The following is a 26,089-nucleotide window of genomic DNA, read 5'->3' on the forward strand; positions in this document are numbered from 1 at the left end:
AAGAGAGACTGTTGCTCATCCTGCATAACCGACACATGCTGTGAGCCATGACGCAGCAGCTTGACGACGTGAGCTACGACCAGCTCCGCCAGCTCGTGGGCTTGGTCGACTACGACGGGACGCGGGACCCGTTCCCCGTCCGTTCCATGGACGCCGTGGTCTTCGTGGTCGGCAACGCGACCCAGACCGCGTGGTTCTACCAGGTCGCCTTCGGGATGCAGCTCGTCGCGTACGCCGGGCCGGAGACCGGGCAGCGGGACCACAAGTCCTTCGTGCTCAAGTCCGGGTCGGCGCGGTTCGTGATCAACGGCGGCGTCCAGCCGGACAGCCCGCTGCTCGACCACCACCGCAAGCACGGCGACGGCGTGGTCGACCTCGCGCTGGAGGTCGCCGACGTCGACAAGTGCGTCGAGCACGCCCGGCAGCAGGGGGCCACCGTCCTCGAGGAGCCGCACGACGTCGAGGACGAGCACGGCGTCGTGCGCCGGGCCGCGATCGCGACCTACGGCGAGACCCGCCACACGCTGATCGACCGCTCCCGCTACACCGGTCCCTACCTCCCGGGCTACGTGGCCAGGGAGAGCACGGTCGTCCGCCCCGAGGGCGCGCCGAAGCGGTTGTTCCAGGCGGTCGACCACTGCGTGGGCAACGTCGAACTCGGCAAGATGGACTACTGGGTCGAGTGGTACAACCGCGTCATGGGCTTCGTGAACATGGCGGAGTTCATCGGCGACGACATCGCCACCGACTACTCGGCCCTCATGAGCAAGGTGGTGTCCAACGGCAACCACCGGGTGAAGTTCCCGCTCAACGAGCCGGCGATCGCCAAGCGCAAGTCGCAGATCGACGAGTACCTGGAGTTCTACACCGGCGCCGGCGTGCAGCACATCGCGCTGGCCACCAATGACATCGTCGCCACGCTGACCGCCATGCGCGCGGCCGGCGTCGAGTTCCTGGAGACCCCGGACTCGTACTACGACGACCCGGAACTGCGGGCCCGCATCGGCGAGGTGCGCATCCCGATCGAGGTGCTGAAGGAGCACCGGATCCTGGTCGACCGGGACGAGGACGGCTACCTGCTGCAGATCTTCACCAAGCCGATCGGCGACCGGCCGACCGTCTTCTACGAGCTGATCGAGCGGCACGGGTCGCTCGGCTTCGGCAAGGGCAACTTCAAGGCCCTGTTCGAGGCGATCGAGCGCGAGCAGGAGCGCCGGGGCAACCTCTGACGTCGGGGGCGACCCCCCGACGTCGCGACGGCGGAAGCCGGTCCGGGCACCCCCGGGCCGGCTTTTCCCGTTCGGGAGCTCCGATGGTGCTCACCTGGGCGGGCCGGACCGGTACGCTCGGTGTGGGCACTTCACGCAGCATTCACCCGGGGAGGTGGCATGGCGCTCGCGCGACGGGTCACCGCGGTGGTCCCGCTCGTCGGGGCGGTGGCCACGGCCGTGGCGTTGACCGGTGCGGCCTTCTTCACCGTGGCCCACGCCGGCTGCTCCGACACCGGCCGGTTCGTGGAGCGGGACGGCGCGGTGGAGTTCGTCGGCGGCTGCGTGGACGGGCACGAGCTGCCCGCCGTGCCGAAGGTCGGGACGCTCCGCTTCGACGTCAAACCCTGACACCCCGACGGCGAAACCCCGACGGCGGAGGGCCGGCGTCGGCGATAGTGGAGCCATGTGCCGAAACATCCGGGTGCTCCACAACTTCGAGCCGCCCGCCTCCGAGGACGAGATCCACGCGGCGGCCGTGCAGTACGTCCGCAAGGTCAGCGGCTCCACCCACCCCTCCGCGGCCAACCAGGAAGCCTTCGACGCGGCGGTGGCCGCGGTGACCGAAGCCACGCGCACCCTGCTGGAATCACTGGTGACCAAAGCCCCACCCCGCGATCGCGAGGTGGAGGCGGCAAAGGCCAAGGAACGCTCCGCCGCCCGCTTCGGCCGCTAAGGCCGCTCCCCGCCGGCCCCACCGCCAGCCCCACCGGCCACTCGCAGCTTGCGACTTGCGTTTTCAGGCTCGCACGCCCCGTGCAGTCCGGTGTCTTCGTGTTCTCCCCGTATGGCCTGCCCGGAGGGCTACCATGCTTTCTTGGGGGGTGCAAGCACGCTTTTCGCTTGCACCCCCCAAGAAAGCATGGTTGTCTTTGACAGGTCATGCGGGGGGAACACGACCGCTGTTTCTTTTCCTTCTCCTTGGCGGCCTGCCTGTCCGGCGAGGACTCTTTAAAGCTCTTCAGCTTGGATCCGTACCGCGCCTAATATTTCCTGGATCGGTGCGGGATCTCAGTATGAAAAGCGGCCGGGAGGCCCCCAAGGAGGAGGGAAGTGCGTCGTGTTCTCCCCGTACGGCCTGCCGGAGGCAATCACGTTTGATCAGGGGTGTCAAGCGAAAAGCGTGCTTGACACCCCTGATCAAACGTGATTGGGCTGCGCCCAGGCCGTACGGGGAGAACACGAGGCACACGGCTGCGCTGAACAGCGCCGCCGCGCGAGGCGCGGCCTGCGACGAGAGCTGAGCGCCACCGCGCGGAGCGCGGCCTGTGGCGAGAGCGAAGCGTCGCCGCGTAGAGCGCGGCCCACGCGCACCGGAGCCGGCGCATGGGACCACGGCCCACCACCCCGCCGATCGGGGGTCGGTTCGGGTGTCGGCGCACGACGCCCGATCGGCGAGGCGGAACCTCAGCCCAGCGCTGCCAGCAGGTCGGCCACCAGGTCGTCACCGGACTCGATGCCGACCGACACGCGGACCAGGTCGGCCGGCACCTGGAGCAGGGACCCGGCCGTGCTCGCGTGGGTCATCCGGCCGGGGTGCTCGATCAGGGATTCCACGCCGCCCAGCGACTCGGCCAGCGTGAACAGCCGGGTGCGCGCGCAGACCGCCAGCGCGGCCTCCTCGCCCCCCTCGACGGTGAACGAGACCATCCCGCCGAACCTGCGCATCTGCTTCGCCGCGACCTCGTGGCCGGGGTGGTCGGGCAGGCCGGGGTAGAACACCTTCGTCACGCGCGGGTGGCGCAGCAGGGCCTGGGCGACCAGCTCGGCGTTGTCCGAGTGCTTCTCCATGCGCAGCGCGAGCGTCTTGATGCCGCGCAGCGTCAGCCACGCGTCGAACGGGCCGGGCACCGCGCCCGCGCCGTTCTGGAGGAACCCGAACGCGGCGTCCAGCTCGTCGTCGGAGGTGATCAGCGCGCCGCCGACGACGTCGGAGTGCCCGCCCACGTACTTGGTCGTGGAGTGCAGCACGACGTCCGCGCCGAGCGCGAGCGGGCTCTGCAGGTAGGGCGAGGCGAACGTGTTGTCCACGACGAGCTTCGCGCCCGCCGAGTGCGCGACCTGCGCCAGCAGCGCGATGTCGGAGATGTTGAGCAGCGGGTTGGTGGGCGTCTCCACCCAGATCGCCTTGGTGTTGGGCCGGATCGCGGCGCGGACCGCGTCCACGTCGGACAGCGCGACCGGCGTGTGCTCGACGCCCCAGTGCCGGAACACCTTGTCGATCAGGCGGAACGTGCCGCCGTAGGCGTCGTTCGGGATGAGCACGTGGTCGCCGGGACGGCACAGGGCCCGCAGCGCGGTGTCGGTCGCGCCCATGCCCGAGGAGAACGCGCGGCCGTGCCGCCCGCCCTCCAGCGCGGCCAGGCACTCCTCCAGCGCGGCCCGGGTCGGGTTGCCGGTGCGGGAGTACTCGAAGCCGCCGCGCAGCCCGCCGACGCCGTCCTGGGCGTAGGTGGAGGTGGCGTGGATGGGCACGATCACCGAACCCGTGGTGGGGTCCGGGTCCTGTCCGGCGTGGATAGCCCTGGTCGCGAAACCGTAGTGGCCGGTGTCCGTCATGGATCCAGCGTAGGCCCACCGCGGGCCGGGCCGCCCGCACCGCGGACCGACCCGCCCGAAACCACCCGGGAAGTGCGGAACGGCAGGTCGGGACCGGTTCCCGGGCGATCCCCGAGGGGGGTCGCGGGGAACCGGTCCCGACCTGCCGTCGTCGTCTCCGCCGTCACCGGCCGCCGGGGACCGGGTCCGACCTGCCGCCGTGACCTCGGCCACCGGCCCGCGGGCTACCGCCGGGGCCGGTGGCTCACCACTGCTGCGGCGGCTGCTGGCCGTACGGGTTGGGCTGCTGCGGCTGGCCGTACGGGTTGGACTGCGGCTGCCCGTAGCCCGGCTGCTGGCCGTAGCCGGGCTGCTGCCCGTAACCCGGCTGCTCGCCGTAGCCCGGCTGCTGGCCGTACGGGTTGGCCTGCTGGCCGGGGTAGCCGCCGGCGGCGCCACCGGGCGCGCCGGTCTCCGGGGCGTTCACCACGACCGTGCCCATGATCTTGTCCGCCCAGGTCTGCTTCTTGACCTCCCACAGCGGCGCGAAGTAGCCCGCGCCGCAGGGCAGCCCGTCGACGAAGTGGCACAGGTGCCGGACGAACGCGTTGCCGAAGCCGATCGGCTGCCCGGTCTCCTCCTTGATCAGCTTGATCTTCGCCATCTTCTTGCCGTAGGACTGCCCGGTGGTGCCGGCGAGGTAGAACGAGTTGTAGATGATCCAGCCGAGCCACGCCAGGTAGCTGACGCCGCTGAGGATGAAGGCGATCGTCACGTCGCCGGACACCGTGCCGATGATCACCAGGATGGCCACGACGACACCCGGCGCGACGTAGTCGACCAGGGCGCCCATGGCGCGCGAGCCCCACTCGGCGTAGCCGCCGGCGGGCGGCGGGAACGCGGGCCGGCCGTAGCCGGGCTGCCCGCCCCACGCCTGCTGCTGCGGCTGGCCGTACGGGTTGGGCTGGCCGTACGGGGCGGCCTGCGGCTGGCCGTAGGTCTGCTGCTGCGCCTGCGCGTACGGGTTGGCCTGGGGCTGCCCGTAGGCGGGCGGCTGCTGGGGCTGGCCGTACTGGGCCGGCTGCTGCCCGTAGGCGGGCGGCTGCTGCGCCGGGAACCCGCCCGACGGGGGCTGCGCGCCGAACCCGCCGGTCTGCGGCGGCTGCTGCGCGCCGAACCCGCCCGGCTGCGCCGGCTGGGCCGGGAAGCCGCCCGACTGCGGCTGCTGGCCGAAGGCCGGCTGCTGCTGCGTCGCGCCCGGCGTGACGACCTGTGTCGCCTCCGGGTTCGCGCCCGGGTTCGCCACCTGCTGGCCGGGGGTCACGACCTGGGTCGCCTCCGGCGGCGGGAACGCCGGGGGCTGGCCACCGCCCGGCACGACCTGGGTCGCGTCGGTGCTCGGGGGCTGCGCGCCCTGCCCCTGCTCCTGCTGGTGTTGGCCGCCGAACTGCTGGTTCTCTGGCGGCTGCGGGGCGTTCATCGGAGTTTCCAACCCCCTTGGCGTGGGCGGTAGGCGGACGGGTCGGGGGCCAACGCTAGCGGATGGGACCCCGCGGGCGGCCGGCAACCGGGCGATCGGCCTGCTCAGCGCCCGGCGAGGAAACCCAGGATGTCCTGCCGGGTGACGACGCCCGCGGGCTTGCCGTCGTCGAGCACCATCGCACCGTCCGCCGAGGACAGGGCCTGCATGGCGGCGGTGATCGACTCGCCCGACCCGATGGTCGGCAGCTTCAGCGACATGTGCGCCTCCAGCCGGTCGGTGAGCTGCGCCTTGCCGGTGAACAGCGCGTCGAGCAGGTCGCGCTCGTTGACCGCGCCGGCGATCTCCGCGGCCATCACCGGCGGCTCGGCGTTGACCACCGGCATCTGCGAGACGCCGTACTCGCGCATGATCGCGACCGCCTCGGCGACCGTCTCGTTGGGATGGCCGTGCACCAGGTCCGGCATCGTGCCGTCCTTGCGCCGCAACACGTCCCCGACCGTCGCGCCGGACGTGTCGGGCGACAGGAAGCCGTACTGCGCCATCCACTTGTCGTTGAAGACGCTCGCCAGGTAGCCGCGCCCGCCGTCGGGCAGCAGCACCACCACGACGTCGTCCGGGCCGCACCGCTGCGCGACCCGCAGCGCCGCCGCGGCGGCCATCCCGCAGGAACCGCCGACCAGCAGGCCCTCCTCGCGGGCGAGCCGGCGGGTCAGGTCGAACGAGTCCTTGTCCGACACGGCCACGATCTCGTCGCAGACGTCCCGGTCGTAGGCGTCGGGCCAGAAGTCCTCGCCGACGCCCTCCACGAGGTACGGCCGCCCGCTGCCCCCGGAGTACACCGAGCCCTCCGGGTCCGCCCCGATGACCTTCACCCGGCCGCCGGAGACCTCCTTGAGGTACCGGCCGGTGCCCGAGATCGTGCCGCCGGTGCCCACGCCCGCCACGAAGTGCGTGATGCGCCCGCCGGTCTGCCGCCACAACTCCGGCCCGGTGCCGTGGTAGTGGCTGGCCGGGTTCTCCGGGTTGGCGTACTGGTTGGGCTTCCACGCGCCGGGGATCTCGGCGACCAGCCGGTCGGAGACGTTGTAGTAGGAGTCGGGGTGCTCGGGCGCGACGGCCGTCGGGCACACCACCACCTCGGCGCCGTACGCCTTGAGCACGTTGCGCTTGTCCACGCTGACCTTGTCCGGGCAGACGAAGACGCACTTGTAGCCCTTCCGCTGGGCCACCAGCGCCAGGCCGACGCCCGTGTTGCCCGAGGTGGGCTCCACGATCGTGCCGCCCGGCTTCAGCTCGCCGGACCGCTCGGCCGCCTCCACCATGCGCAGGGCGATGCGGTCCTTCACGCTGCCGCCGGGGTTGAGGTACTCGACCTTGGCCAGGATCAGCGGCCGGAGCCCTTCGGCGACCGCGTTCAGCTTCACGAGCGGCGTGTTGCCTACCAGGTCGACGACGCTCTCGACGTACTCCACCGGGGGTCCCTTCCCACTGCGCGAGATGACCTGGAAAGCGTACTTCCTGCACCCCCTCCGGCGGGTCACGCGCGGATCGCGGGCCGTCCGCGCACCCTCGTGGTCGACCGGCGGGTGCGGTCCACCGCGCGGTCGGGTGGTCGGCGCGCCCCGGCGCGCCGCCATCGCCGAGCGGCGCCGCGGGTCGCCAGCGGTGGCCGCGCTGAACGGGCGTTAACTAGTGTTCGAGCAACGTTGCGGCGAAACGAAGGAGTCCCGTAATGCCTGAAGCCGTGATCGTCTCCGCGGCGCGGTCGCCCATCGGGCGCGCGCACAAGGGATCGCTGAAGGACGTCCGCGCGGACGACCTGACCGTGCAGGTGCTGAAGGCGGCCCTGGCGAAGGTGCCGCAGCTGGACCCGGCCGACATCGACGACCTGATGCTGGGCTGCGGCCTGCCCGGCGGTGAGCAGGGCTTCAACATGGCGCGCGTGGTGGCCGTGCTGGCGGGCCACGACGAGCTGCCCGGCACCACCGTGACCAGGTACTGCGCGTCCAGCGTGCAGACGACCCGGATGGCGCTGCACGCGATCCGGGCGGGCGAGGGCGACGTGTTCGTCAGCGCCGGCGTGGAGACCGTGTCGAGCTTCGCGCGCGGCAGCTCCGACAGCTGGCCGGACACCCACAACCCGGTGTTCGCCGAGGCCGAGGCCCGCACGGCGGCCGTGGCCGGGCAGGGCGCCTCCGCGTGGACCGACCCGCGCGCCGCCGGCGGCGTCCCCGACGTCTACATCGCGATGGGGCAGACGGCGGAGAACCTCGCGCTGGCGAAGGGCGTGACGCGGGAGGAGATGGACCACTTCGGCGTCCGGTCGCAGAACCTGGCGGAGAAGGCCCTCTCGAACGGCTTCTGGGCCCGCGAGATCACCCCCGTGACCCTGCCGGACGGCACCGTCGTGTCCGCCGACGACGGCCCCCGCCCCGGCGTGACCTACGAGGGCGTGGCCGGGCTGAAGCCGGTCTTCCGCCCCGACGGGCGGGTCACGGCGGGCAACTGCTGCCCGCTCAACGACGGGGCGGCGGCCCTGGTGATCATGAGCGACGCGAAGGCGGCGGAGCTGGGCATCACACCGCTGGCCCGCGTGGTGTCCACCGGCGTGTCCGCCCTGTCGCCGGAGATCATGGGCCTGGGGCCGGTCGAGGCGTCCAGGCGGGCGCTGGCGCTGGCCGGCATGTCGATCGGCGACATCGACCTGGTGGAGATCAACGAGGCGTTCGCCGCGCAGGTCATCCCGTCCTACCGGGAGCTGGGCATCGACCTCGACCGGCTGAACGTCAACGGCGGCGCGATCGCCGTCGGCCACCCCTTCGGCATGACCGGCGCGCGCATCACGACCACGCTGATCAACTCGCTCCAGTTCCACGACAAGCAGTTCGGCCTGGAGACCATGTGCGTGGGCGGCGGGCAGGGCATGGCGATGGTGCTCGAACGCCTGAGCTGACGCCCAGCCCCCAGGGCCGCAGGAGCCTCGGGCCGCGGGAGCCTCCGGGGCTGCGGGGCCTGCGCCCCGCACACCTCTGCCCCTGCGTCTCATCCCCGTATGGCCTGCCCGCAGGGGACCACGCTTGTCCGGGGAGCGCAAGCACGCTTTTCGCTTGCGCTCCCCGGACAAGCGTGGTGGTCTTCGACCAGGCCATACGGGGATGGGACGCAGCGCCCTTCCCTCATCCTTGGCGGCCAGCCCGTCCGGCGAGGACTCTTTCGCCCTTCAACCCTTCCCTCACCGCCCCCGCTCCCCGGCTTGGCCCTCGCTCCCCAGCGCACCCTCGCTCTCCGGCGCAGCCTCACTCCTCGCGGGCCCGGCCGACTCTCCTCGCCCAGCCTCGCCCGGTTCAGCGTCCCGCCACCGGGGCCTCCCGTCCGATTACGCAGCGCAACCACACATGCCCTCGGCCAGCGGACCCGACACCTGACGCAGTGGTTCTCGCCTCACCGGCACCCGGGCGTGGCGGCACCTAGTGCGCCGTACCCCGCCGCACCGCCGCGACCGTGCCGCGCCCCAAGCGCGCTCCCACCACGACCGTGCCACCGCCCCAAGCGCGCTCCCGCAGGGGTGCCCTCGAAGTGAACGCCCCCGACGCACACCCAACCAGAGAGGTACGACACTTCCGCCGAGCCGAGCTGAGAACCCCCGGCCAACCGGCGCACCCACCCCGAACAGCGCGAAGGGTGCCCGGCCACCGGCCGGACACCCTCCACATCGGACGACCCCGCTCACCCGCCGAACCGAGCCCCGGAGCGCTGATCGCGCGCCGCGGACCCGGGCGCCGATCGCGCCGCGAGCCCGGGAGCGCTAGTCGCGCTGCAGGTAGGACAGCAGGCGCAGGATCTCCAGGTACAGCCACACCAGGGTGGTCATCAGGCCGAACGCGGCCCACCACGCCCACTTCGCCGGCACGCCCGAGCGGATCATCTCGTTGGCCGCCTCGAAGTCCAGCAGGAAGTTGAACGCCGCGATGCCGATGACCACGAGGCTGAACACGATGGCGAGCGTGCCGCCGTCCCGCAGGCCCGAGTTCACGCCGAACAGGCCCAGGACCAGGTTGCCGAGCATCAGCACGACGACGCCGACGGTCGCGCCGATGATCCACTTGGTCAGGCGCGGGGTGACGCGGATCGCGCCGGTCTTGTAGACCACGAGCATCGCGCCGAACACGCCGAACGTGCCCAGGATCGCCTGCCACGCGATACCGCTGTACAGCGCCTCGAACACACCGGTGATCGCGCCGAGGAACACGCCCTCGGCCACCGCGTAGGTCATGACCAGCGGCGCGCTCGGGGTGCGCTTGAAGATGATGATCAGGGACACCACGAGGCCGACGATCAGGCCCGGCAGCATCAGCGCGAACGGCGCGACCTGGCCGGAGAGCACCAGCCACGCCGAGACGAGCCCGACGAGCAGCGTCGTGGCCAGGGTGATCGCGGTCTTGGTGACCACGTCGTCGATGGTGATGGGACGCTCGCCGGTGGTCGGCGGAGCGCCCTGGTAGCCGCCGTACTGCTGCGCCTCGTACGGCTGGCCGAAACCTGCGTAGCTCCCGGAACCGCCGCCGGTCGGCAGGTTCCGGAACGCGGGGTTGCTGGTGGTACGCACCTCGTCCTCCTGTGGCGTTTTGACGCCGTCACGGGTTTCAACGACCACACGAGTCGATCGGTTCCCGTCGGGTAAAAGCGACTTTACTCGGGCTGTCGATCTCGGATCCACACCCCACGCTGCGGAGCGTAGTCGCCGACCCCCACCCCCCTGGTGGCTTGTCCGCACCCGAGACGACGCGTAAGGCTCACCCAGGCCGCTCGTCCGGACCGGCGCACGCGGCACACCGACACCCGAGGGGTCAGGTTTGAACATGGGGTGGAGACGACTCACCGGCGCGGCGCTCGCGGCCGGTGTGGCCCTGCTCGCCGTTCCCGCAGCTTCCGAGGCCCAGGTCCAGGAGGGCATCGGCCACTGGGTCCCCCCGCAGGCGTACCTGGACAAACCGGCCGGCGACGACTGGCTCGGTTCGTACGTCTGGCAGGGCAAACACGTCTGGTGCGTCCAGTACGCGCTGCTCGCGCCCGACGGCAAGGAGGAGTACAAGGACCGCGACAAGCTCAGGACCAAGGCGGGTGAGCCGCTCTCCCCCGAGAGCGCGGCGAACATCTCCTACCTGCTGCTGCGCTACACCACCGATCCCACCGCCGACGAGGCCGCGGCGCTGGCGCACCTGCTGCACTCGTGGACCGCTTACCCGCACGGTTCGCTGTCGCTGGACCCGGGAAGCGATTTCCAACACATCGCCTACGACGAGCAGTTCCACTACGCCCACCTCCCCCAGCCGGCCAAGGAAGCGGTCGAGCGGCTGCGCAAGGACGCGGAGAGCAACCGCGGCCCGTGGACGGCGAAGGTCACCGCCCCGGAGCAGGAGCAGCTGATCGGGTCGCCGGGCGCCTGGGCGGTGGACATCGCCAAGGCGGGCGGCGCGCTCGTCGGCGACGTCCCGGTGACCGTGGAGCTGGAGCAGGCCACGCTGGAGGACGGCCGGACGACCGCGGAGCTGCGGACGCCCGCCGACGGCAAGCCGCTGACGGTGCGGGTCGTGCCGACCGGGGTGGAGCCGACCCTCCGGGTGAAGCTGGACAGCCCGGCCGACGAGCCGATCGTGCACGTCCCCGCGGACACGCGGATGCAGCGGATCGTCACCACCGGTGGCGAGAAGGAGCTGGGCGCCGAGGCTTCCGCGGTCGCCCGGACGCAGCCCGGTGTGGTGAAGGTCGCCAAGACCGACACCGAGACCGGCAAGGCCATCGCCGGCGTCGCGCTGCGCGTCACGGCCGCCGACGGCGCGTCGCCTGCGCTCAAGCAGGACGACGCGCCGCTGACCGGGCCGGACGGCAAGCCGATCGTGCTGCAGACGGCCGCGGACGGCACGGCGACGGTGCCCGACCTGCGCACGCCGCAGGAGGTCTGCGTGGTCGAGGTGGCCGCGGCCAAGGGCTACGAGGAGCACTTCGACCCGAACGCGCCGCCCAAGGCGTGCGGGAAGGTCGAAGCTGCGCAAACGCTTGCACTGGCGCTGGCCAACAAGCCGAACAAACCGGTGGTGCCGATCACCATCCCGGCCGGCGCGGACGGCGCGGGGGTCGTGGCGAAGGCGGCCACCACCACCGAGGTCCGCACCGGGGCGCTGGTCGGGTTCGGCGGCGCCGTGCTCGCGGGCGCGGTGCTGCTGGGCCTGGTCGCGCGCGGCAGGGCGGCTGCCCGGTCGTGAGAGCGCTGCTGACCGGCGCGGTGGTGGCGGGCGTGCTCGCCACCGCCGCGCTGGCGTTCACCCCCGACACCCCCGAGGTGGTGGCCGGCCTGCCCCGACCGGGCGACGCGGTCGTCCCTCACCCGCTGGGTGACAGCATGAGGTCCGGGCGCGGCGCCGACCTGGCCGGGATGCCCGCCGGGGCCGCCACCCCGGAGAGCCCGACGACGCCGCCGCCCGCGACGACGACACCGGCGCCGCCGACGGCGCCGCCACCCGCGGCCCAGGTGCCCGGCACGGTGCGGCTGCCCGAGGGCGGGCTCGCCACGCTGGTGCGCGCGGAGGTCACCGCCGACGGCGTGCTGCCGGTGCCCGAGGGCGTCGGCGAAGCCACCTGGTGGGGCGTCGAGCTGGGCGCCGCCGAGGGCGCGACGGTGCTGGCCGGGCACGTGAACTGGAAGGGCGTCACCGGGCCGTTCGACGAGCTGTGGCGGGCCGAGGCCGGCCGGGACGTGACGGTGGTGGACACCGCGGGCACGTCGTTCCGGTACCGGGTCGACCGCGTCGTGACGGTCCGCAAGGAGGAGCTGCCGCAGCGCGCGGTGGAGCTGTTCGGGCCGCGCGGCGGGCACCGGCTGGTGCTGGTGACGTGCGGCGGCCGGTGGGTCGGCGGCGGCACCGGCTACGAGGAGAACCGGGTCGTGGTGGCGGTGCCGGCCGGCTAGTCGGTCACGCTCGGGCAACCCGCGAGCACTTCCCGTCGTCTCCTGTTGCGTGAAGCGTTGGGGTTGGTCCACCACGGGCGTCGCGCTGGCGCTGGTCCTGGCGGTGCTGGCGGTGCTGGGCGCGCGGGAACCGCTGCCCGGCGGCTCGCCGGGCGAGGTCGCCGCGCCGCTGCCGATCGCGCCCCGCGCCCCGTCCAGCGAGAGCGGGCCGACGCCCACCGTCCCCGCCGCGGCCACCGCGCCGAAGTGGCTGCGCAAGCTCCAGCCCGGCGAGAAGCCGCCGCAGTTCGTGCTGTTCTCGTTCGACGGCGCGGCGTCCAAGGCGCACTGGGACCGGGTGATGCCGCTGGCGCAGCGGGTCGGGGCCCACGTGACCGGCCTGCTGTCGGGGGTGTACCTGGTCGCCGACGCCGACGCGGCCTCCTACCGCGGGCCGGGGCACCGCGCCGGGTACTCGTCGATCGGGTTCGGCGGCACGCGCGCGGAGGTCGCGGCCCGGATCGCCTACCTCAACGACGCCCTGGCCGCCGGGCACGAGATCGGCACCCACTACAACGGCCACTACTGCCAGGGCGACGAGCCGAGCGTGGGGCGGTGGACCACCGCCGAGTGGGACCGCGAGCTGGACCAGTTCTTCGACATCCTGGCCAAGGCCCGCGAGCAGGGGTTCCGGCTGGACCCGGCGGCGGTGCGCGGCGGCCGGACGCCCTGCCTGGAGGGCGACTGGGCCCAGGCGTTCCCCGCCATGCGCGGGCACGGCCTGGTCTACGACACCAGCCACGTGAGCCTGGGCGTGGCGTGGCCGTCGGTGCGCGACGGCATCTGGGAGTTCCCGATGCCCGAGGTCCGGGTGCCCGCGCTGGGCAAGCAGGTCGTGATGATGGACTTCAACCTCTGGTACGCCCTGAACGGGGCCGAGGACGACCCCGGCCCTCCCGGCGAGTTCACCCGGGTCGTGCTGGACACCTACCGCTCGGTCTACACCGCCGCGTTCAACGGCAACCGCGCGCCGATGGTGGTGGGCAACCACTTCAACGACTGGGCGGGCGGCGCGTTCAGCCAGGCCGTCGAGGACTTCATGGGTGAGGTCTGCGTCCGGGAGGACACGGTCTGCGCCACCTACACCGAGGTCCTCCAGTGGATGCAGCTGCAGGACCCCGTGGTGCTCGACCAGCTCCGCCGGATGCCGGCGGCGCGGAACTGACCCGCGCCGCCGGCGGCGGGCGGCGCCGACCCGCGCGGGGTCAGCCGTCGGTGCTGAGGATCCGGTCGTCCTCGGCCGCCGGCCTGCCGCGGCCGTCCTGGTTCGAGGTGCCCAGCCAGAGGGTGCCGTCGGGCGCCGCCGCGGCCGAGCGCACCCGGCCGTAGTCGGTGAACACCGCCTGCGGGGTGCCCAGCTCCGTGCCGGTCACCGGGATCTTCCACACCCGGCGGCCGGTGACGGCGGCGAGGTAGAGGGCGCCCTTGTGGAACGCGATGCCGGACGGGCCCGCCTGGCTGGTCGGCCAGGACTTCACCGGGTTGACGTACCTGGTGTCGTTGCACGGGCCTTCGCAGGTGGGCCAGCCGTAGTTCCGGCCCGACTGGATCTGGTTCAGCTCGTCCGTCCGGTTGTTGCCGAACTCCGTCGCGTAGGCGCGGCCGTTGGCCCAGGTGATGCCCTGCGGGTTGCGGTGGCCGTACGAGTAGACCCGGTTGTTGAACGGGTTGTCCCGCGCCGGCGCGCCGGTGGTGGTGAAGCGGAGCACCTTGCCCGCCAAGGAGTTCCGGTCCTGCGCGAGGGCGCTGTTGCCCGCGTCGCCGGTGGTCGCCCACAGCAGGCCGTCCGGCCCGAACTCCAGGCCGCCGCCGTTGTGGAAGCGGTTCTTGGGTATCCCGGTGACGATCGGCTCGGCGGCCCCGCCCAGCCGGACCTTGACGACCCGGTTGTCGGTGGCGGCGGTGTAGTGGACGTAGACGGTGTTGTCGGTGGCGAAGGTCGGCGACACGGCGATGCCCATCAGGCCGCCCTCGCCGCCGGGCACCGCGTCGGCCACGGTGTGCAGGGTCGTGACGGTCGTGCCGGTGATCTTCTTGATCAGCTTGGTGTCGCGCTCGGTGAAGATGCCGCTGCCGTCGGGCAGGAAGGCGATGTCCCAGGGGACGTCCTGGCCGGTGGCGAGCGTCCTGACGGCGAGCGCCTGTGGTTCGGCCTGGGCCGGGGCCGCGACTGCCGCACCCGACAGCACCAGGGCCAGAACCGCGCTTGCACGAGCACGCATGTGCGCTCCTCGTTGTCCGCACTGTGACGGCGGCGGAAGCGGCGGCTGCCCCGATGCAACCACACCCCGCGCGGCGCGGGCAACAACTCATCGGAGGACAGACCACCCCCGCATTGGGCAACGTTCTTTACGATCTAGCGCGCCGCCCCCTCGACGCTCTACCGTTGGTGCTCCGCCGCCGACCCACGGACAGCCACGACAATCCGAGGAGTCGCGACATGCCAGCCGAGAAGACGCCGAAGCGCACCTGGGTCGAGCCGGACTTCCGGGACATCGACACCCCGATGGAAGTCACCGCCTACGCCGCGCGCGGCTGACCCCCGCCCACCGTCGTGGCTCCGGCACCGCCCCGGGGTCACGACGCCGCCGCGCGCCGCGCGGGCGGCAGCCGCCGACCGGGCGGGAGTGGCGGATCGCGCGCGACCCAGGGAGGCGCTGCATGTCCGAGCCGTTGACCGACGCGGAGTTCACCGCGCGGCTGCGGGCGCTGTCCGCCCGCTACTGGGACGGCCACCCGTTCCACCTCCGGCTGCACGCGGGCGAGCTGGCCAAGGACGAGCTCCAGCTGTGGGCGGCGAACCGGTGGTACTACCAGCGCAGCATCCCGCGCAAGGACGCCGCGATCCTGGCCAACTGCCCCGATCCCGACGTGCGGCGGCAGTGGCTGGAGCGGATCGTCTGGCACGACGGGCGGCGCGCGGGCGAGGGCGGCGCGGAGAACTGGTTGCGGATGGCCGAAGCCCTCGGGCTGACCCGCGAGGAGGTGCTCGACGAGCGGCACGTGCTGCCCGGCACCAGGTTCGCGGTGGACGCGTACGTGAACTTCGCCCGCGCCAGGCCCTGGGTCGAGGCCGTCGCGTCCGGGCTCACCGAGATGTTCTCGCGCGGCCTGATGACCCGGCGGTTGGCGGCCATGCGCGCGCGGTACCCGTGGATCGCCGAGGAGGGGTTCGCCTACTTCACCACCCGGCTGCGGGTGGTCGAGGGCGAAGGTCGGTCCACTTTGGACCTGGTGGTGCGCAACTGCGCCACGCGCGAGCAGCAGGAGGCGGCGGTGGCCGCACTGGCGTTCAAATGCGACGTGCTGCGGGCGATCCTCGACGCCGTCGACTACCACTCGGGGCGATCATGACCGACCTGGCTGCCACACCCCGCCTCGCCCGGGGCGTGAAGACGACCTACGACGAGACCCGGCGCAGCCACGTGGTGCTGTTCCCGGAGGGCGTGCTGGTGCTCAACGAGACCGCCGCGGCGATCGTCGGGCTGTGCGACGGGCGGACGACCGTCGCCGCCATCACCGCGCGGCTGGGCGAGCGGTTCGACGGCGTGCCGGCGCGGGACGTGGCCGGCCTGGTGGCGCGGCTCGCGGCGCGCGGGGTGGTCGAGACCGATGGTTGAGCCGCCGTTCGGGCTGCTGGCCGAGCTGACCCACCGGTGCCCGCTGCGGTGCGGGTACTGCTCGAACCCGCTGGAACTCGTCCGGCGCGACGCCGAGCTGGGTACCGGGCAGTGGCGCTCGGTGTTCGACCAGGCCCGCGCGCTGGGCGTGCTCCAGTTCCACCTGTCGGGCGGCGAGCCGCTGGCGCGCCGGGACCTGCCCGAGCTGGTGGCGCACGCGAGCGGGCTCGGCGCGTACGTGAACCTGGTGACCAGCGGGCTGGGGCTGACCGCCGAGCGGCTGGCCGACCTGCGGGACCGGGGCGTCGACCACGTGCAGCTGTCGGTGCAGGACGCGCAGCGCGCCGGCGCCGACCTGATCGCCGGCGTGAAGTCGTTCGGGCACAAGCTCGCCGCGGCGCGGGCGGTCCGCGACGCCGGGCTGCCGCTGACGGTCAACGCGGTGCTGCACCGGCTGAACCTCGACCACGTGGGCGACATCATCGCGCTCGCCGAGCGGATGGGCGCGGACCGGCTGGAGCTGGCCAACACCCAGTACTACGGCTGGGCGCTGCGCAACCGGGCCGCGCTGCTGCCCTCGCGCGAGCAGCTGCGGCGGGCGGGCCTGGTCGTGGAGCGGGCCCGGTCCCGGACGGCCATGGAGATCGTCTACGTGATCGCGGACTACCACGAGGCGCACCCCAAGCCCTGCATGCACGGCTGGGGCGCGCGGCAGCTGACCGTCGCGCCGAACGGCGACGTGCTGCCGTGCCCGGCCGCGACGGTGATCGAGCACCTGCCCGTCGAGAACGCGCGCGACCGCCCGCTGCGCGACATCTGGTACGACTCCCGCTCGTTCAACGCGTTCCGGGGGTTCGACTGGATGCGCGAGCCCTGCCGCTCGTGCGCCCGCAAGGAGCTGGACTTCGGCGGGTGCCGCTGCCAGGCGTTCCAGCTGACCGGCGACGCGGCCAACACCGACCCGGTGTGCTCGCTGTCCCCCGAGCGCGGGCGGGTCGACGCCCTCCTGGCGGCCGAGGGGGCGCCCCCGCCGCTGGTGCAGCGGAGGGCGGAGCCGTGAGGGTCGTGCTGCTCGGGACGGCCGCCGGCGGCGGCGTGCCGCAGTGGGACTGCGCGTGCGGGCCGTGCGCGAAGGCGCGGGCCGGCGAGCTGCCCGCGCGCACCCAGGACTGCCTGGCGGTCAGCGGCGACGGCGCGAACTGGTGGCTGCTCAACGCCTCCCCCGACATCCGGGCCCAGATCACCACCACGCCGGAGCTGGCGCCCGGACCGGGCCCGCGGGACACCCCGGTGCGCGGGGTGCTGCTCACCGACGCCGAGGTGGACCACGCGCTCGGGCTGCTGACGCTGCGCGGCGCGCCGGGCCTGCGGGTGCACGCGCCCGCGACCGTCCTGCACGCCCTGGCCGGGACGCGGGCGGCGCTGGACCGCTACGCCGAGTGGACGTGGCGGCAGGTCGAGCCGGAGCAGGCGTTCCCGCTGGCCGGCGGGCTGGTGGTGACCGCGTTCCCGATCAGCGGCAAGCGGCCCCGCTACGCGGCCGGGTCGCCGGTGGAGGGCCACTGGGTGGTGGCCTACCGGCTGTTCGACCCCCGGACCGGCGGGATCGTGCTGTACGCGCCCTGCCTGGCCGACTGGCCGCCGGGGTTCGACGACCTGGTCGCGGAGGCGGACGTGGTGCTGCTGGACGGCACGTTCCACGCGCCGGCCGAGATGGGCGCGGCCACCGGCCGGGGCGGCGGGCAGTCCGCGATGGGCCACCTGCCGATCACCCGGAGCCTGCCCGAGCTGCGCCGCCACCCGCGCGTGCGGAGGGTCTACACGCACCTGAACAACACCAACCCGGTGCTCGACCCGGCATCCGCGGAGCACGCCGAGCTCCGGGAGGCGGGCGTGGAGGTGCTGCCGGACGGGGCCTGCCTCGACGTCTGATCGGGGGGTTAGGCCCACTGCTCCCGGTGGGGCTGCCCGGAAGAATCACCCGCATGACGGACCACGACCTCGTGCGCGGCGCGGGAACCCGGCTCAGGACCGCGGCGCTGGCCTTGGCGCGGGTGCCGCTGTGCGTGCTCGGCCTGCCCCTGATCCCGCTCCAGCTCTACACCTACCCGCTGGTGCTGGTGACGGTCGGCGTGCCGCTGCTGCTGCTGACCACCGCGCTCACCCGCCGCTACCTGGCCGTGCACCGGTGGTGGGCGGGCCGGGTGCTGGGCGAGGTGATCGAGCCGCCCTACCGCAAGCCGGCCAACCGGGGGCCGATGACGCGGGTCCGCACCGTCGCCACCGACCCGGCCACCTGGCGGGACCTGGGTTTCCTGCCGCTGAACGCGGTCGTGGGCGTGCTGTGCGGCGTGCTGCCGGCAGCGCTGTGGCTGGGCGGCGCCCTGGGGTTCGCCATGCCGCTGCTGTGGGCGCTGGGCGCGGACGGCGCGGACTTCAGCGGCATCGGCTCGGGCACGCCGGGCAACTTCGTGCTCTCGCCGCTGCTGGGCCTGCTGTACCTGCTGCTCGCGTGGTGGGCCACGCCCCGGGTCGTGCGGGCGCACGCGCTGTTCGTGCGGTGGCTGCTGGCGACCGGCGCCCGCGCCGCGCTGACCGACCGGGTGCGGGAGCTGGCCGACTCGCGGGCCGACACGGTCGACGCGCAGGCCGCCGAGCTGCGCCGGATCGAGCGCGACCTGCACGACGGCGCGCAGGCCCGGCTGGTGGCGCTGGGCATGAGCCTGGGCATGGCGGAGGAGCTGCTGGCCCGCGACCCGGGCGCGGTGCGCGAGCTGCTGGCCGAGGCGCGGCAGACCTCGTCGCAGGCGCTGTCCGAGCTGCGCGACCTGGTGCGCGGCATCCACCCGCCGGTGCTGGCCGACCGCGGCCTGGACGGCGCGCTGCGGGCGCTGGCGCTGGCCGGCCCGCTGCCGGTGGAGGTGGACCTGGAGCTGGCCGGGCGGCCGGAGGCGCCGGTCGAGTCGGCGGCGTACTTCGCGGTGGCCGAGACGCTGGCGAACGTGGCCAAGCACAGCGGCGCGACCAGCGCGTGGGTGCGGGTGCGGCACGAGCGCGGCAGGCTCGCGCTGATGATCGGCGACAACGGGCGCGGCGGCGCGGAGCCGACCGAGGGCGGCGGGCTGCGCGGGATCGAGCGCAGGCTCGGCGCGTTCGACGGGACGCTGGGCATCGCCAGCCCGGTGGGCGGGCCGACGATCGTGACCATGGAGCTGCCCTGCGCGCTGTTGCCGGTCGAGGCCACCGCCTGACCCCGCCCCGGCGCGCACCGCCGCGCCCGCGAGCGCGGCCCCGGACCGCGACCACCACCCCGGCCACCACCGGGTCCCGCGCCGGGACCCGGACGGTGGTCGGACACCCGCCCCGGCCACCGGGACCGCCGAGCACCGCACCGGCCGTCCCGGCGCGGGCGGTCCCGCGCGGGCCGCCGGGATTCGGCCGAACGCGCACCACCACCCGGTCGGCGCGGGCAGACTCGGTGCCGCGGGGCCCGAGGGCCGGGCCCGTCCGTCACCGTGGAGCTGCCGTGCGCGTCGTGCTGGGTGAAGACCTCGTCCTCCTCCGGGACGGCCTGATCCGGCTGCTCCGGGCCTACGGCTTCGAGGTCGTGGAGGCGGTCGACACCGGCCCGGCGCTGCTCAAGGCCATGGTCGACCACCGGCCCGACGTGGCCGTGGTGGACGTGCGGCTGCCGCCGACGTTCACCGACGAGGGGCTGCGGGCCGCGATCGAGGCGCGCAAGCGGGTGCCGGGGCTGCCGGTGCTGGTGCTCTCCCAGTACGTCGAGCAGCTCTACGCGCGCGAGCTGCTGTCCGACCGGGCAGGTGGCGTGGGCTACCTGCTCAAGGACCGGGTCTCGGACGTGAAGCAGTTCGTCGACGCCATCCGGCGGGTGGCTGCCGGCGGCACCGCCATGGACCCGGAGGTCATCACCCAGCTGCTCGCGCGCAGCGGGCGCGACCGGCCCCTGGCCACGCTGACGCCGCGCGAGCGCGAGGTGCTGGCCCTGATGGCGGAGGGGCGGTCGAACGGGGCGATCGCCGCCCGGCTGTTCGTCACCGAGAAAGCCGTCGGCAAACACACCGCGAACATCTTCGGCAAGCTGGGCCTGCCGTTGTCGGAGGACGACAACCGGCGGGTGCTGGCGGTGCTGGCCTATTTGGACCGCCTGTAATCGTTATTTAGGCTAAGTACCGTTCCTTTCCCACCGACGCACGGGGGTCCCGGATGACCACGACGGCCGCGCTCGCGGAAGAACTGCTCGACCTGATGTCCCGGCTCTCGCCGCTGGGCGCGACCACGTGGGGCCTGCCCGGTTACGACCACCTGCTGCCCGACCACCGGCTGGAAGCCGAGGAATCCGCGGGCGCCGCCGCCCGCCGGATCGCCGAGCGCGCCCGGGAACTGCCCGACGACGACGATCCGGTGACCCGCGCGGTGATCGTCCAGCAGGCCGAATCGACCGTGGACCTGCTGGCCGCCCGATCGGTGGAGTACACCGTCACCGATTCCTTCTTCACACCGGCGGGCGAACTGCTCGCGATCCTGCCGATGACGGCGCCCGCCACCGAGGAGCAGGAGCGCGACTACCTGGCGCGGCTGGCCGGCGTCCCGGAGTTCCTGCGCGCGGTCGGCGAGCGGCAGGTCGCCGGCTCGGCGGCGGGCCGCACGCCGGTGCGGCACCTGGTGGCGGCGTGCGTCGCCCACCTGGACCGGTACCTGGCCGCCGAGGAGGACCCGTTCGCCCGGCCGGCCGGCGGCGCGGCGTTCACCGCCGAGCGGGACCGGCTGATCGCCGAGGGCGTGCGGCCGGCGTTCGCCGCCTACCGGGAGGTCGTCGCCGGGCTCGACGGGCGGCCGGCGGACCGGGCGGGGCTGTGCTGGCTGCCCGGCGGCGACACCGCCTACGCGGGCCTGGCGCGCGCGCAGACCACCACGGACCGGACGCCGGAGGAGCTGCACCGGACCGGGCTGGAGGTGGTGGCCGCGCTCGCCGAGGAGTACGCCGAGCTGGGCGGGCGGGTGTTCGGCACGCGGGACACCGCCGAGGTCCTCGACCGGCTGCGCACCGACCCGGCGCTGCGCTGGGAGTCCGCGGACGAGCTGCTGGCCACCGCGCGCGAGGCCGTGGCGCGCGCCGAGGAGGCCGCGCCGCGCTGGTTCGGCGCGGTGCCGGACAAGCGGTGCGGGGTGGAGCCGGTGCCCGCCGTGGACGCGCCCGGCGCGCCGCTGGCCTTCTACGCGCCGCCGTCGATGGACGGGACGCGGCCGGGCACCTACTACGCCAACACCCACCGCGCGCGGGAGCGCTTCCGGTACCAGGCCGAGGCGATCGCCTTCCACGAGGCCGTGCCGGGGCACCACTTCCAGATCGCGCTGGCGCAGGGGCTGACCGGGCTGCCGGCGCTGCGCCGGGTCGCCACCGTCACCGGGTACCTGGAGGGCTGGGGCCTGTACTGCGAGCGGCTGGCCGACGAGATGGGCCTGTACTCCGACGACGTGGCGCGGCTGGGGATGCTGGCCATGGACTCGCTGCGCGCCGGGCGGCTGGTGGTCGACACCGGGCTGCACGCGCACGGCTGGAGCCGCGACCGGGCGATCGGCTACCTGCGGGACAACACGCCGCTGGCGCTGGTGGAGGTCGAGTCCGAGGTCGACCGCTACATCGCCGCGCCGGGGCAGGCCCTGGCGTACATGGTGGGGCGGCTGGAGATCCAGCGGGTGCGGGCGGAGGCGGAGCGCGCGCTGGGCGACCGGTTCGACATCCGGGCGTTCCACGACCTGGTGCTCGGCGGCGGGCCGCTGCCGCTGGCCGTGCTGGACGGGGTCGTGCGGGACTGGGTGGCCGCTCGGGCGTGACGCCGGGCCGGCGGGGTCCGGGGGCACCCCGGACCCCGCCGCCGGCGGCTCAGCGCGCGTTCCAGGGGCCCGGACGGGGCCGGCGCCGGCGACGTGCCCGAGCGCCGACAAACGCTCTTTCAGGGCATTGACAGCTGGAACCGCTGAAATGTGAATAGCCATCACAAGTAGCCAGTGTTGGCTAACTCCACCGCCCGTTCGTGATCACTCGACCGGCGAGTGACGACGAAGGTCGCGGTGCCGTGCCCCCGACGGGATTCGAACCCGTACTGTGACTCTTTTAAGGAGCCTGCCTCTACCGATTGGGCTACGGGGGCAGCGTGGAGCCTAAGCCGTTACCGAGCGTTCGTGGGGCCGGTTCGGCACAAGTCCCCCGCACGGCTCAATGCGATCCGCTATTGCGCTCATTGAGGTAATGGACCCAGCACGCTCAACCCGAGTACGACTTCGTGATAAGCGTCACAGCCGAGAGCGACTTCGAGGAGTTCATCCCGCAATGCTGCGGTGAAGCCGATACCGAAACCCTGAGCGGTAGCCACCAGATATGCGGTTTGCGACAGGTGGCCGACGTCCATTTGCACGACCCGATAAGCCCGTGACGTGTCGTAACGCCACCTGGTCCGGTCGAGGACGGCGGTGTACGCGAGGACCAGCGGCGCCGGGCCGACCCAGTCCTGGCCGCCCGCCGCCTCCACCAGCTGCGCGGGCGACCACGCCACGCCCAGCGGCTCCAGCGCGTGCGCGAGCCCGTCGTAGTGGTGCCAGCCGTCGGGCAGCCCGTCGACGCCGCGCGCGTGCGCGTAGATCTCCACCGGGTGCCGCCCGCCGCCCGACGGGCTGGTCTTGAACACCGTGCCGGTGCGCCCGACCCGCGGCCGGGCCGGCGACGGGCCGCCCAGCACGCCGAGCAGCTCGCCCACCTGCCCCAGGTCCACCCGCCCCGGCCCGAACTCCCGGGTCGTGCGGCGGGACAGCAGCACGTCCAGCAGGCCGCGCGAGCCCCAGGCCGGGTCCCGCGGCAGCGGCGGGAGCGGCACGGCCGGGCCGCCGAGCGCGCGGAACGGCGGGGGCGGCGGCTCCTGCGCCAGCTTCTCGTCCAGCAGGGCGTCGTGCTCGTCGGCGCGCTGGTACGGCGCGTCGGCCAGGGTGCGGGTGGCGAAGTGGAAGTGCCGCGCCGACGCGCCCCACGCGCCCCAGCCCGCGAGCACCCGGCGCTCCGCCTCGTGCTGCGGCGACCCCTCCACCAGCAGCACGCCGGCGTCGAGCAGCTCGTCCAGCACCCCGCGCAGCGCGGCCCGGTCGGCCTCGCCGAGGGGCGCGAGCAGCGCGTCCACGTCGGTGAACTCGGTGAACTTGCGGCACAGCAGCTCGGCCGTCTCGCTGATCGCGAACTGCCGGTGGTGGAGGTAGTCGTCCCACACCACCGCGCCGCCCTGGTAGTACAACGTCGCGTGCTCAGCGACCTTTACCCGCACGGAGAAGCTCCTCGAAACGCGCCGCCACCCACTCGTGCACGGCGTCGGACACCCGCTCGTCCCGGGCCCGGTGCTCGAACCATCGCCAGTCGCAGTTGACGTTGACCTCGAGGAACACGTGGTCGCCGCCCGCGACGAGCAGGTCGAACGCCGCGACCTGCAACCGCCAGTGCCGCGCTAAGGCGAGCAGCCGGTCCGTCAGCCCGGCCGGCGCCTCCACCGGGGTGACCCGGACGGCCTCCGGGTCCACCCACAGCTGCGCCGGGTCGAGCTTGTCGACCTGGTAGGACAGCACCCGGTCGCCCACCACGAACACCCTCAGCTCGGTGTCCGACGGGACGTACTCCTGGACGATGACCGGCGCGGGCTCCGGGACGTCACCCGAGCGGCTGGTCTCCAGCGGGCGGGGGAACAGGCCGTGCTGCGTCCCCGGGCGCGGCTCCAGCAGGTGCCGACCGGTGGTCTTGACGATGCACCGCGCCCCGCCCGGCCTGGTGCGGCCCGGTCGGGTGGTGACGGCGGTGCGCGGGACGCGCAGCCCGAACGCGGACGCGTCGGACAGCTGCGTGAGCCGGTCCAGGTGGGAGCTGGACCGGGCGGGGTTGACGTGCGCCCAGTCGGCCCGGGTGGTCAGCCAGTTGGCGACCGAGCCCCACTGGTCCACGGCGTAGGCGGCGGCCAGGGTGCCCGGCTCGACCTGGAGCGCGGCCAGCTCGAAGTGCCTGCGCCACACCAGCAGCGGGCGCAGCAGCCAGCGGTCCAGCTCCAGCAGGGGCGCTTCGGTGTAGACGGTGAGGGGCAGCTCGACGCAGCGGTCGGCGTCGATGCGGGCCATCCGGATGCCGCGCTCGGCCAGGGCGACCGAGAGCGCGTTCATCTCCATGTCGGCGGCGCGGGCGAGCACCAGCACGCAGGGCACGGGACCGCCGTCGCCCTCGTCGACCATCCCGAGGCGGTGCACCTGCTCCTGGAAGTCCAGGTTCCTGGCCGGTGACCGGAAGACGTAGTCCTGGCCTTGCAGCAGCAGCGGGGTGGGCCGGACGGGCCGGACGGCCTCGGGTGGGGGAACCAACTCGTTCCCCCACCCGGGAGCGGTCATGCTCAGTCGTCTTTCTTGCTTCGGAAAATCTTTCCGGCGGTGGCGTACTCGGCGGCGTACTCCGCCAGGGCACGGTCCTCGATCTCACCGCGGCGAAGCTGTGCGGCCAGCTCCTCAAGCGACATCGCGGTCACCTCTCTCCCCACTGGCGCGTCACACTTTTGGTGGCGCACCAGCAGTAGTCTCGGGTTCACGTTACGCAATGTCAAGGTGACTCGCTGCCCATTACTCCCATTGGGGGCTCAAGTTACGGCGCTGAGCCAGACGGGTGCTTGCGCGTGCCCGCCCGCGGCGACCGGTCGGCGCAGCGGGCGGGCCCCGTTCAGCTCTTGGTCGCGCGGTCGAACTCGGCCTTGGGGTCGTGGATCTGACCGAGCGCGACGATCTCCCGGCCCGAGAACAGCGCCTGCGTCCAGTCCACGAACACGCGGAACTTGCGGTTGACCGTGGGCATGAACATCACGTGGTAGCTGCGGTGCATGAACCAGGCGACGACGCCCTTGAACCGCAGGCCGAACACGTCGGCCACGCCCTTGTAGAGGCCCAGGCCGGCCACCGAGCCCAGGTACTTGTGGTAGTAGTCCTTCGGCTTGCGCCCGCGCAGCGCGGCCACGATGTTCTTGGCCAGCAGCTTCGACTGCCGGATCGCGTGCTGGGCGTTGGGCACGCAGGTCGCCGTCGGGTCGTCCTCGGTGCGCGAGAGGTCCGGCACGGCGGAGCAGTCGCCCGCCGCCCACACGCCCGGCAGGCCGACGACCTGCATGGCGGCGGTGCACTGCACCCGGCCGCGCGCGTCCAGCGGGAGGTCGGTGTTGCGCAGCATCGGGTTGGCCTTCATGCCGGCCGTCCAGATGATGGTGTCCGAGTCGAACTCGGTGCCGTCGTCCAGGACGACGTGGCCGCCCTCCATCGACTTGACCCGCGTGTCGAGGTAGCACTTGATGCCGCGCTTCTCCAGCTGCTCGACCGTGTAGACGCCGAGCCGGGCGCTGACCTCGGGCATGATCCGGCCGGTGGCCTCGACCAGCACCCAGTTCACGTCCTCCTGCTTGAGGCCCTCGTAGTAGCGCAGCGCGTAGCGCGTCATGTCCTCCAGCTCGGCCAGCGTCTCGATGCCCGCGAAGCCGCCGCCGATGACGACGAAGCTCAGCAGCCGCCTGCGCAGCTCCGGGTCGTCGGTGCTGGCCGCCTGGTCGAGCCGCGACAGCACGTGGTTGCGCAGGTAGATGGCCTCGCCGATGGTCTTCATGCCGATGCCGACCTCGGGCAGGCCGGGGATCGGCAGGGTGCGCGAGATCGCGCCCAGGGCCGACACGAGCACGTCGTACTCGTACTCCGCGACGTGGCCGTCGGCCAGCTCGACCGTGACGGCCTTGCGGGCGTGCTCGATCTTCGTCGCGCGGCCGGTGACGACGTGGCAGCGCTTGAGGACCCGGCGCAGCGGCACGACGACGTGGCGCGGTTCGATGGAGCCGGCCGCCGCCTCGGGGAGGAACGGCTGGTAGGTCATGTGGGGCTGCGGGTCGATGACCGTGACCGACGCCTCACCGGAACGCAGCTTCTTCTGCAATCCCAGCGCGGTGTACATGCCGACGTACCCACCGCCGACAATCACGATCCGTGTGGGTTGCGACTTCACAGCAGCCATACGCCTATGGTCGCACCGGACCCGCGTTTCCGACGGCTTCGCAGGCCCCGTTGTGACCACGGTCGCCGGGTGATGAGGGACACGCAGCGCCCT

24 protein-coding genes and 1 tRNA gene are annotated in these 26,089 nt (G+C 73.1%); 15 read left to right on the forward strand and 10 right to left on the reverse strand.

Annotated elements, in window-relative coordinates:
• Positions 1-47 precede the first annotated feature (47 nt).
• From hppD to JOE68_RS11585, 3 genes are all read left to right on the forward strand, one after another.
• Complete coding sequence (gene hppD / locus JOE68_RS11575; RefSeq protein ID WP_204842364.1) at positions 48-1,229, forward strand: 4-hydroxyphenylpyruvate dioxygenase; 1,182 nt, start codon at positions 48-50, stop codon at positions 1,227-1,229.
• Positions 1,230-1,388: 159 nt separating this feature from the next.
• Positions 1,389-1,619 (forward strand): hypothetical protein, encoded by a 231-nt coding sequence (locus JOE68_RS11580; RefSeq protein ID WP_204842365.1) that lies wholly within the window; start codon positions 1,389-1,391, stop codon positions 1,617-1,619.
• Between the two features lie 55 nt (positions 1,620-1,674).
• Positions 1,675-1,944, forward strand: a complete 270-nt coding sequence (locus JOE68_RS11585; protein ID WP_204842366.1) for a DUF2277 domain-containing protein — start codon at positions 1,675-1,677, stop codon at positions 1,942-1,944.
• 731 nt (positions 1,945-2,675) lie between these two features.
• Here JOE68_RS11585 and JOE68_RS11590 read toward each other — a convergent pair.
• The 3 genes from JOE68_RS11590 to JOE68_RS11600 form a co-directional block, all read right to left on the reverse strand.
• Positions 2,676-3,827, reverse strand: a complete 1,152-nt coding sequence (locus JOE68_RS11590; RefSeq protein WP_204842367.1) for a cystathionine gamma-synthase — start codon at positions 3,825-3,827, stop codon at positions 2,676-2,678.
• A 244-nt stretch (positions 3,828-4,071) separates the two neighbouring features.
• Entirely contained in the window at positions 4,072-5,286 is a 1,215-nt protein-coding gene (locus tag JOE68_RS11595; RefSeq protein ID WP_204842368.1) for an RDD family protein, read from the reverse strand.
• Between the two features lie 104 nt (positions 5,287-5,390).
• A complete protein-coding gene (locus tag JOE68_RS11600) occupies positions 5,391-6,761 on the reverse strand; it encodes a cystathionine beta-synthase (protein ID WP_204842369.1) in 1,371 nt (456 codons plus the stop codon).
• 260 nt (positions 6,762-7,021) lie between these two features.
• Between JOE68_RS11600 and JOE68_RS11605 the strand changes: the two genes are divergently transcribed.
• Positions 7,022-8,242 (forward strand): acetyl-CoA C-acetyltransferase, encoded by a 1,221-nt coding sequence (locus JOE68_RS11605; RefSeq protein WP_204842370.1) that lies wholly within the window; start codon positions 7,022-7,024, stop codon positions 8,240-8,242.
• Positions 8,243-9,094: 852 nt separating this feature from the next.
• Here JOE68_RS11605 and JOE68_RS11610 read toward each other — a convergent pair.
• Positions 9,095-9,895: a Bax inhibitor-1/YccA family protein gene (locus JOE68_RS11610; protein ID WP_204842371.1), complete on the reverse strand. Its 801-nt coding sequence runs from the start codon at positions 9,893-9,895 to the stop codon at positions 9,095-9,097.
• Between the two features lie 253 nt (positions 9,896-10,148).
• Here JOE68_RS11610 and JOE68_RS11615 point away from each other — a divergent pair, with 253 nt between their 5' ends.
• From JOE68_RS11615 to JOE68_RS11625, 3 genes are read left to right on the forward strand one after another with little or no spacing between them, the layout of a single operon-like run.
• Positions 10,149-11,552, forward strand: a complete 1,404-nt coding sequence (locus JOE68_RS11615) for a SpaA isopeptide-forming pilin-related protein (RefSeq protein ID WP_204842372.1) — start codon at positions 10,149-10,151, stop codon at positions 11,550-11,552.
• Complete coding sequence (locus tag JOE68_RS11620; protein ID WP_307819637.1) at positions 11,549-12,256, forward strand: class F sortase; 708 nt, start codon at positions 11,549-11,551, stop codon at positions 12,254-12,256. The genes JOE68_RS11615 and JOE68_RS11620 overlap by 4 nt, the downstream gene beginning before the upstream one ends.
• A 49-nt stretch (positions 12,257-12,305) precedes the next feature.
• Entirely contained in the window at positions 12,306-13,460 is a 1,155-nt protein-coding gene (locus JOE68_RS11625; RefSeq protein WP_204842373.1) for a polysaccharide deacetylase family protein, read from the forward strand.
• Between the two features lie 40 nt (positions 13,461-13,500).
• Here JOE68_RS11625 and JOE68_RS11630 read toward each other — a convergent pair whose 3' ends face one another.
• On the reverse strand, positions 13,501-14,517 hold the full coding sequence (locus tag JOE68_RS11630) for a PQQ-dependent sugar dehydrogenase (RefSeq protein WP_204842374.1): 1,017 nt from the start codon (positions 14,515-14,517) through the stop codon (positions 13,501-13,503).
• A 218-nt stretch (positions 14,518-14,735) separates the two neighbouring features.
• Between JOE68_RS11630 and pqqA the strand changes: the two genes are divergently transcribed.
• The 8 genes from pqqA to JOE68_RS11670 all read left to right on the forward strand — a co-directional run bounded on the left by pqqA (position 14,736) and on the right by JOE68_RS11670 (position 21,774).
• Positions 14,736-14,834 carry a pyrroloquinoline quinone precursor peptide PqqA gene (gene pqqA, locus JOE68_RS11635; protein ID WP_204842375.1) on the forward strand — a complete coding sequence of 33 codons (99 nt, stop codon included), beginning with the start codon at positions 14,736-14,738 and terminating at the stop codon, positions 14,832-14,834.
• 122 nt (positions 14,835-14,956) lie between these two features.
• Positions 14,957-15,649, forward strand: a complete 693-nt coding sequence (pqqC, locus tag JOE68_RS11640; RefSeq protein WP_204842376.1) for a pyrroloquinoline-quinone synthase PqqC — start codon at positions 14,957-14,959, stop codon at positions 15,647-15,649.
• Positions 15,646-15,915: a pyrroloquinoline quinone biosynthesis peptide chaperone PqqD gene (gene pqqD, locus JOE68_RS11645; RefSeq protein WP_204842377.1), complete on the forward strand. Its 270-nt coding sequence runs from the start codon at positions 15,646-15,648 to the stop codon at positions 15,913-15,915. Before pqqC ends, pqqD begins: the two co-directional genes overlap by 4 nt.
• On the forward strand, positions 15,908-16,975 hold the full coding sequence (pqqE, locus tag JOE68_RS11650; protein WP_204842378.1) for a pyrroloquinoline quinone biosynthesis protein PqqE: 1,068 nt from the start codon (positions 15,908-15,910) through the stop codon (positions 16,973-16,975). The genes pqqD and pqqE overlap by 8 nt, the downstream gene beginning before the upstream one ends.
• On the forward strand, positions 16,972-17,847 hold the full coding sequence (gene pqqB, locus JOE68_RS11655) for a pyrroloquinoline quinone biosynthesis protein PqqB (RefSeq protein WP_204842379.1): 876 nt from the start codon (positions 16,972-16,974) through the stop codon (positions 17,845-17,847). The genes pqqE and pqqB overlap by 4 nt, the downstream gene beginning before the upstream one ends.
• Before the next feature lie 53 nt (positions 17,848-17,900).
• Complete coding sequence (locus JOE68_RS11660) at positions 17,901-19,166, forward strand: sensor histidine kinase (protein WP_204842380.1); 1,266 nt, start codon at positions 17,901-17,903, stop codon at positions 19,164-19,166.
• A gap of 275 nt (positions 19,167-19,441) precedes the next feature.
• The gene (locus JOE68_RS11665) at positions 19,442-20,089 is read left to right on the forward strand and encodes a LuxR C-terminal-related transcriptional regulator (RefSeq protein ID WP_204842381.1); all 648 of its coding nucleotides are present in this window, start codon (positions 19,442-19,444) and stop codon (positions 20,087-20,089) included.
• Positions 20,090-20,142: 53 nt separating this feature from the next.
• Positions 20,143-21,774 (forward strand): DUF885 domain-containing protein, encoded by a 1,632-nt coding sequence (locus JOE68_RS11670; protein ID WP_204842382.1) that lies wholly within the window; start codon positions 20,143-20,145, stop codon positions 21,772-21,774.
• A gap of 243 nt (positions 21,775-22,017) precedes the next feature.
• Here JOE68_RS11670 and JOE68_RS11675 read toward each other — a convergent pair.
• From JOE68_RS11675 to JOE68_RS11690, 5 genes are all read right to left on the reverse strand, one after another.
• Positions 22,018-22,091, reverse strand: a tRNA-Leu gene (locus JOE68_RS11675).
• An 87-nt stretch (positions 22,092-22,178) separates the two neighbouring features.
• A complete protein-coding gene (locus JOE68_RS11680) occupies positions 22,179-23,249 on the reverse strand; it encodes a SagB family peptide dehydrogenase (protein ID WP_204842383.1) in 1,071 nt (356 codons plus the stop codon).
• The gene (locus JOE68_RS11685; RefSeq protein WP_204842384.1) at positions 23,230-24,348 is read right to left on the reverse strand and encodes an ATP-grasp domain-containing protein; all 1,119 of its coding nucleotides are present in this window, start codon (positions 24,346-24,348) and stop codon (positions 23,230-23,232) included. Before JOE68_RS11685 ends, JOE68_RS11680 begins: the two co-directional genes overlap by 20 nt.
• A gap of 2 nt (positions 24,349-24,350) precedes the next feature.
• A complete protein-coding gene (locus JOE68_RS31785) occupies positions 24,351-24,473 on the reverse strand; it encodes a hypothetical protein (protein WP_275584719.1) in 123 nt (40 codons plus the stop codon).
• A 197-nt stretch (positions 24,474-24,670) separates the two neighbouring features.
• A complete protein-coding gene (locus JOE68_RS11690) occupies positions 24,671-25,996 on the reverse strand; it encodes an NAD(P)/FAD-dependent oxidoreductase (protein ID WP_204842385.1) in 1,326 nt (441 codons plus the stop codon).
• Positions 25,997-26,089: the final 93 nt, after the last annotated feature.

The organism is Saccharothrix algeriensis (assembly GCF_016907655.1).
Lineage (GTDB): Bacteria > Actinomycetota > Actinomycetes > Mycobacteriales > Pseudonocardiaceae > Actinosynnema > Actinosynnema algeriense.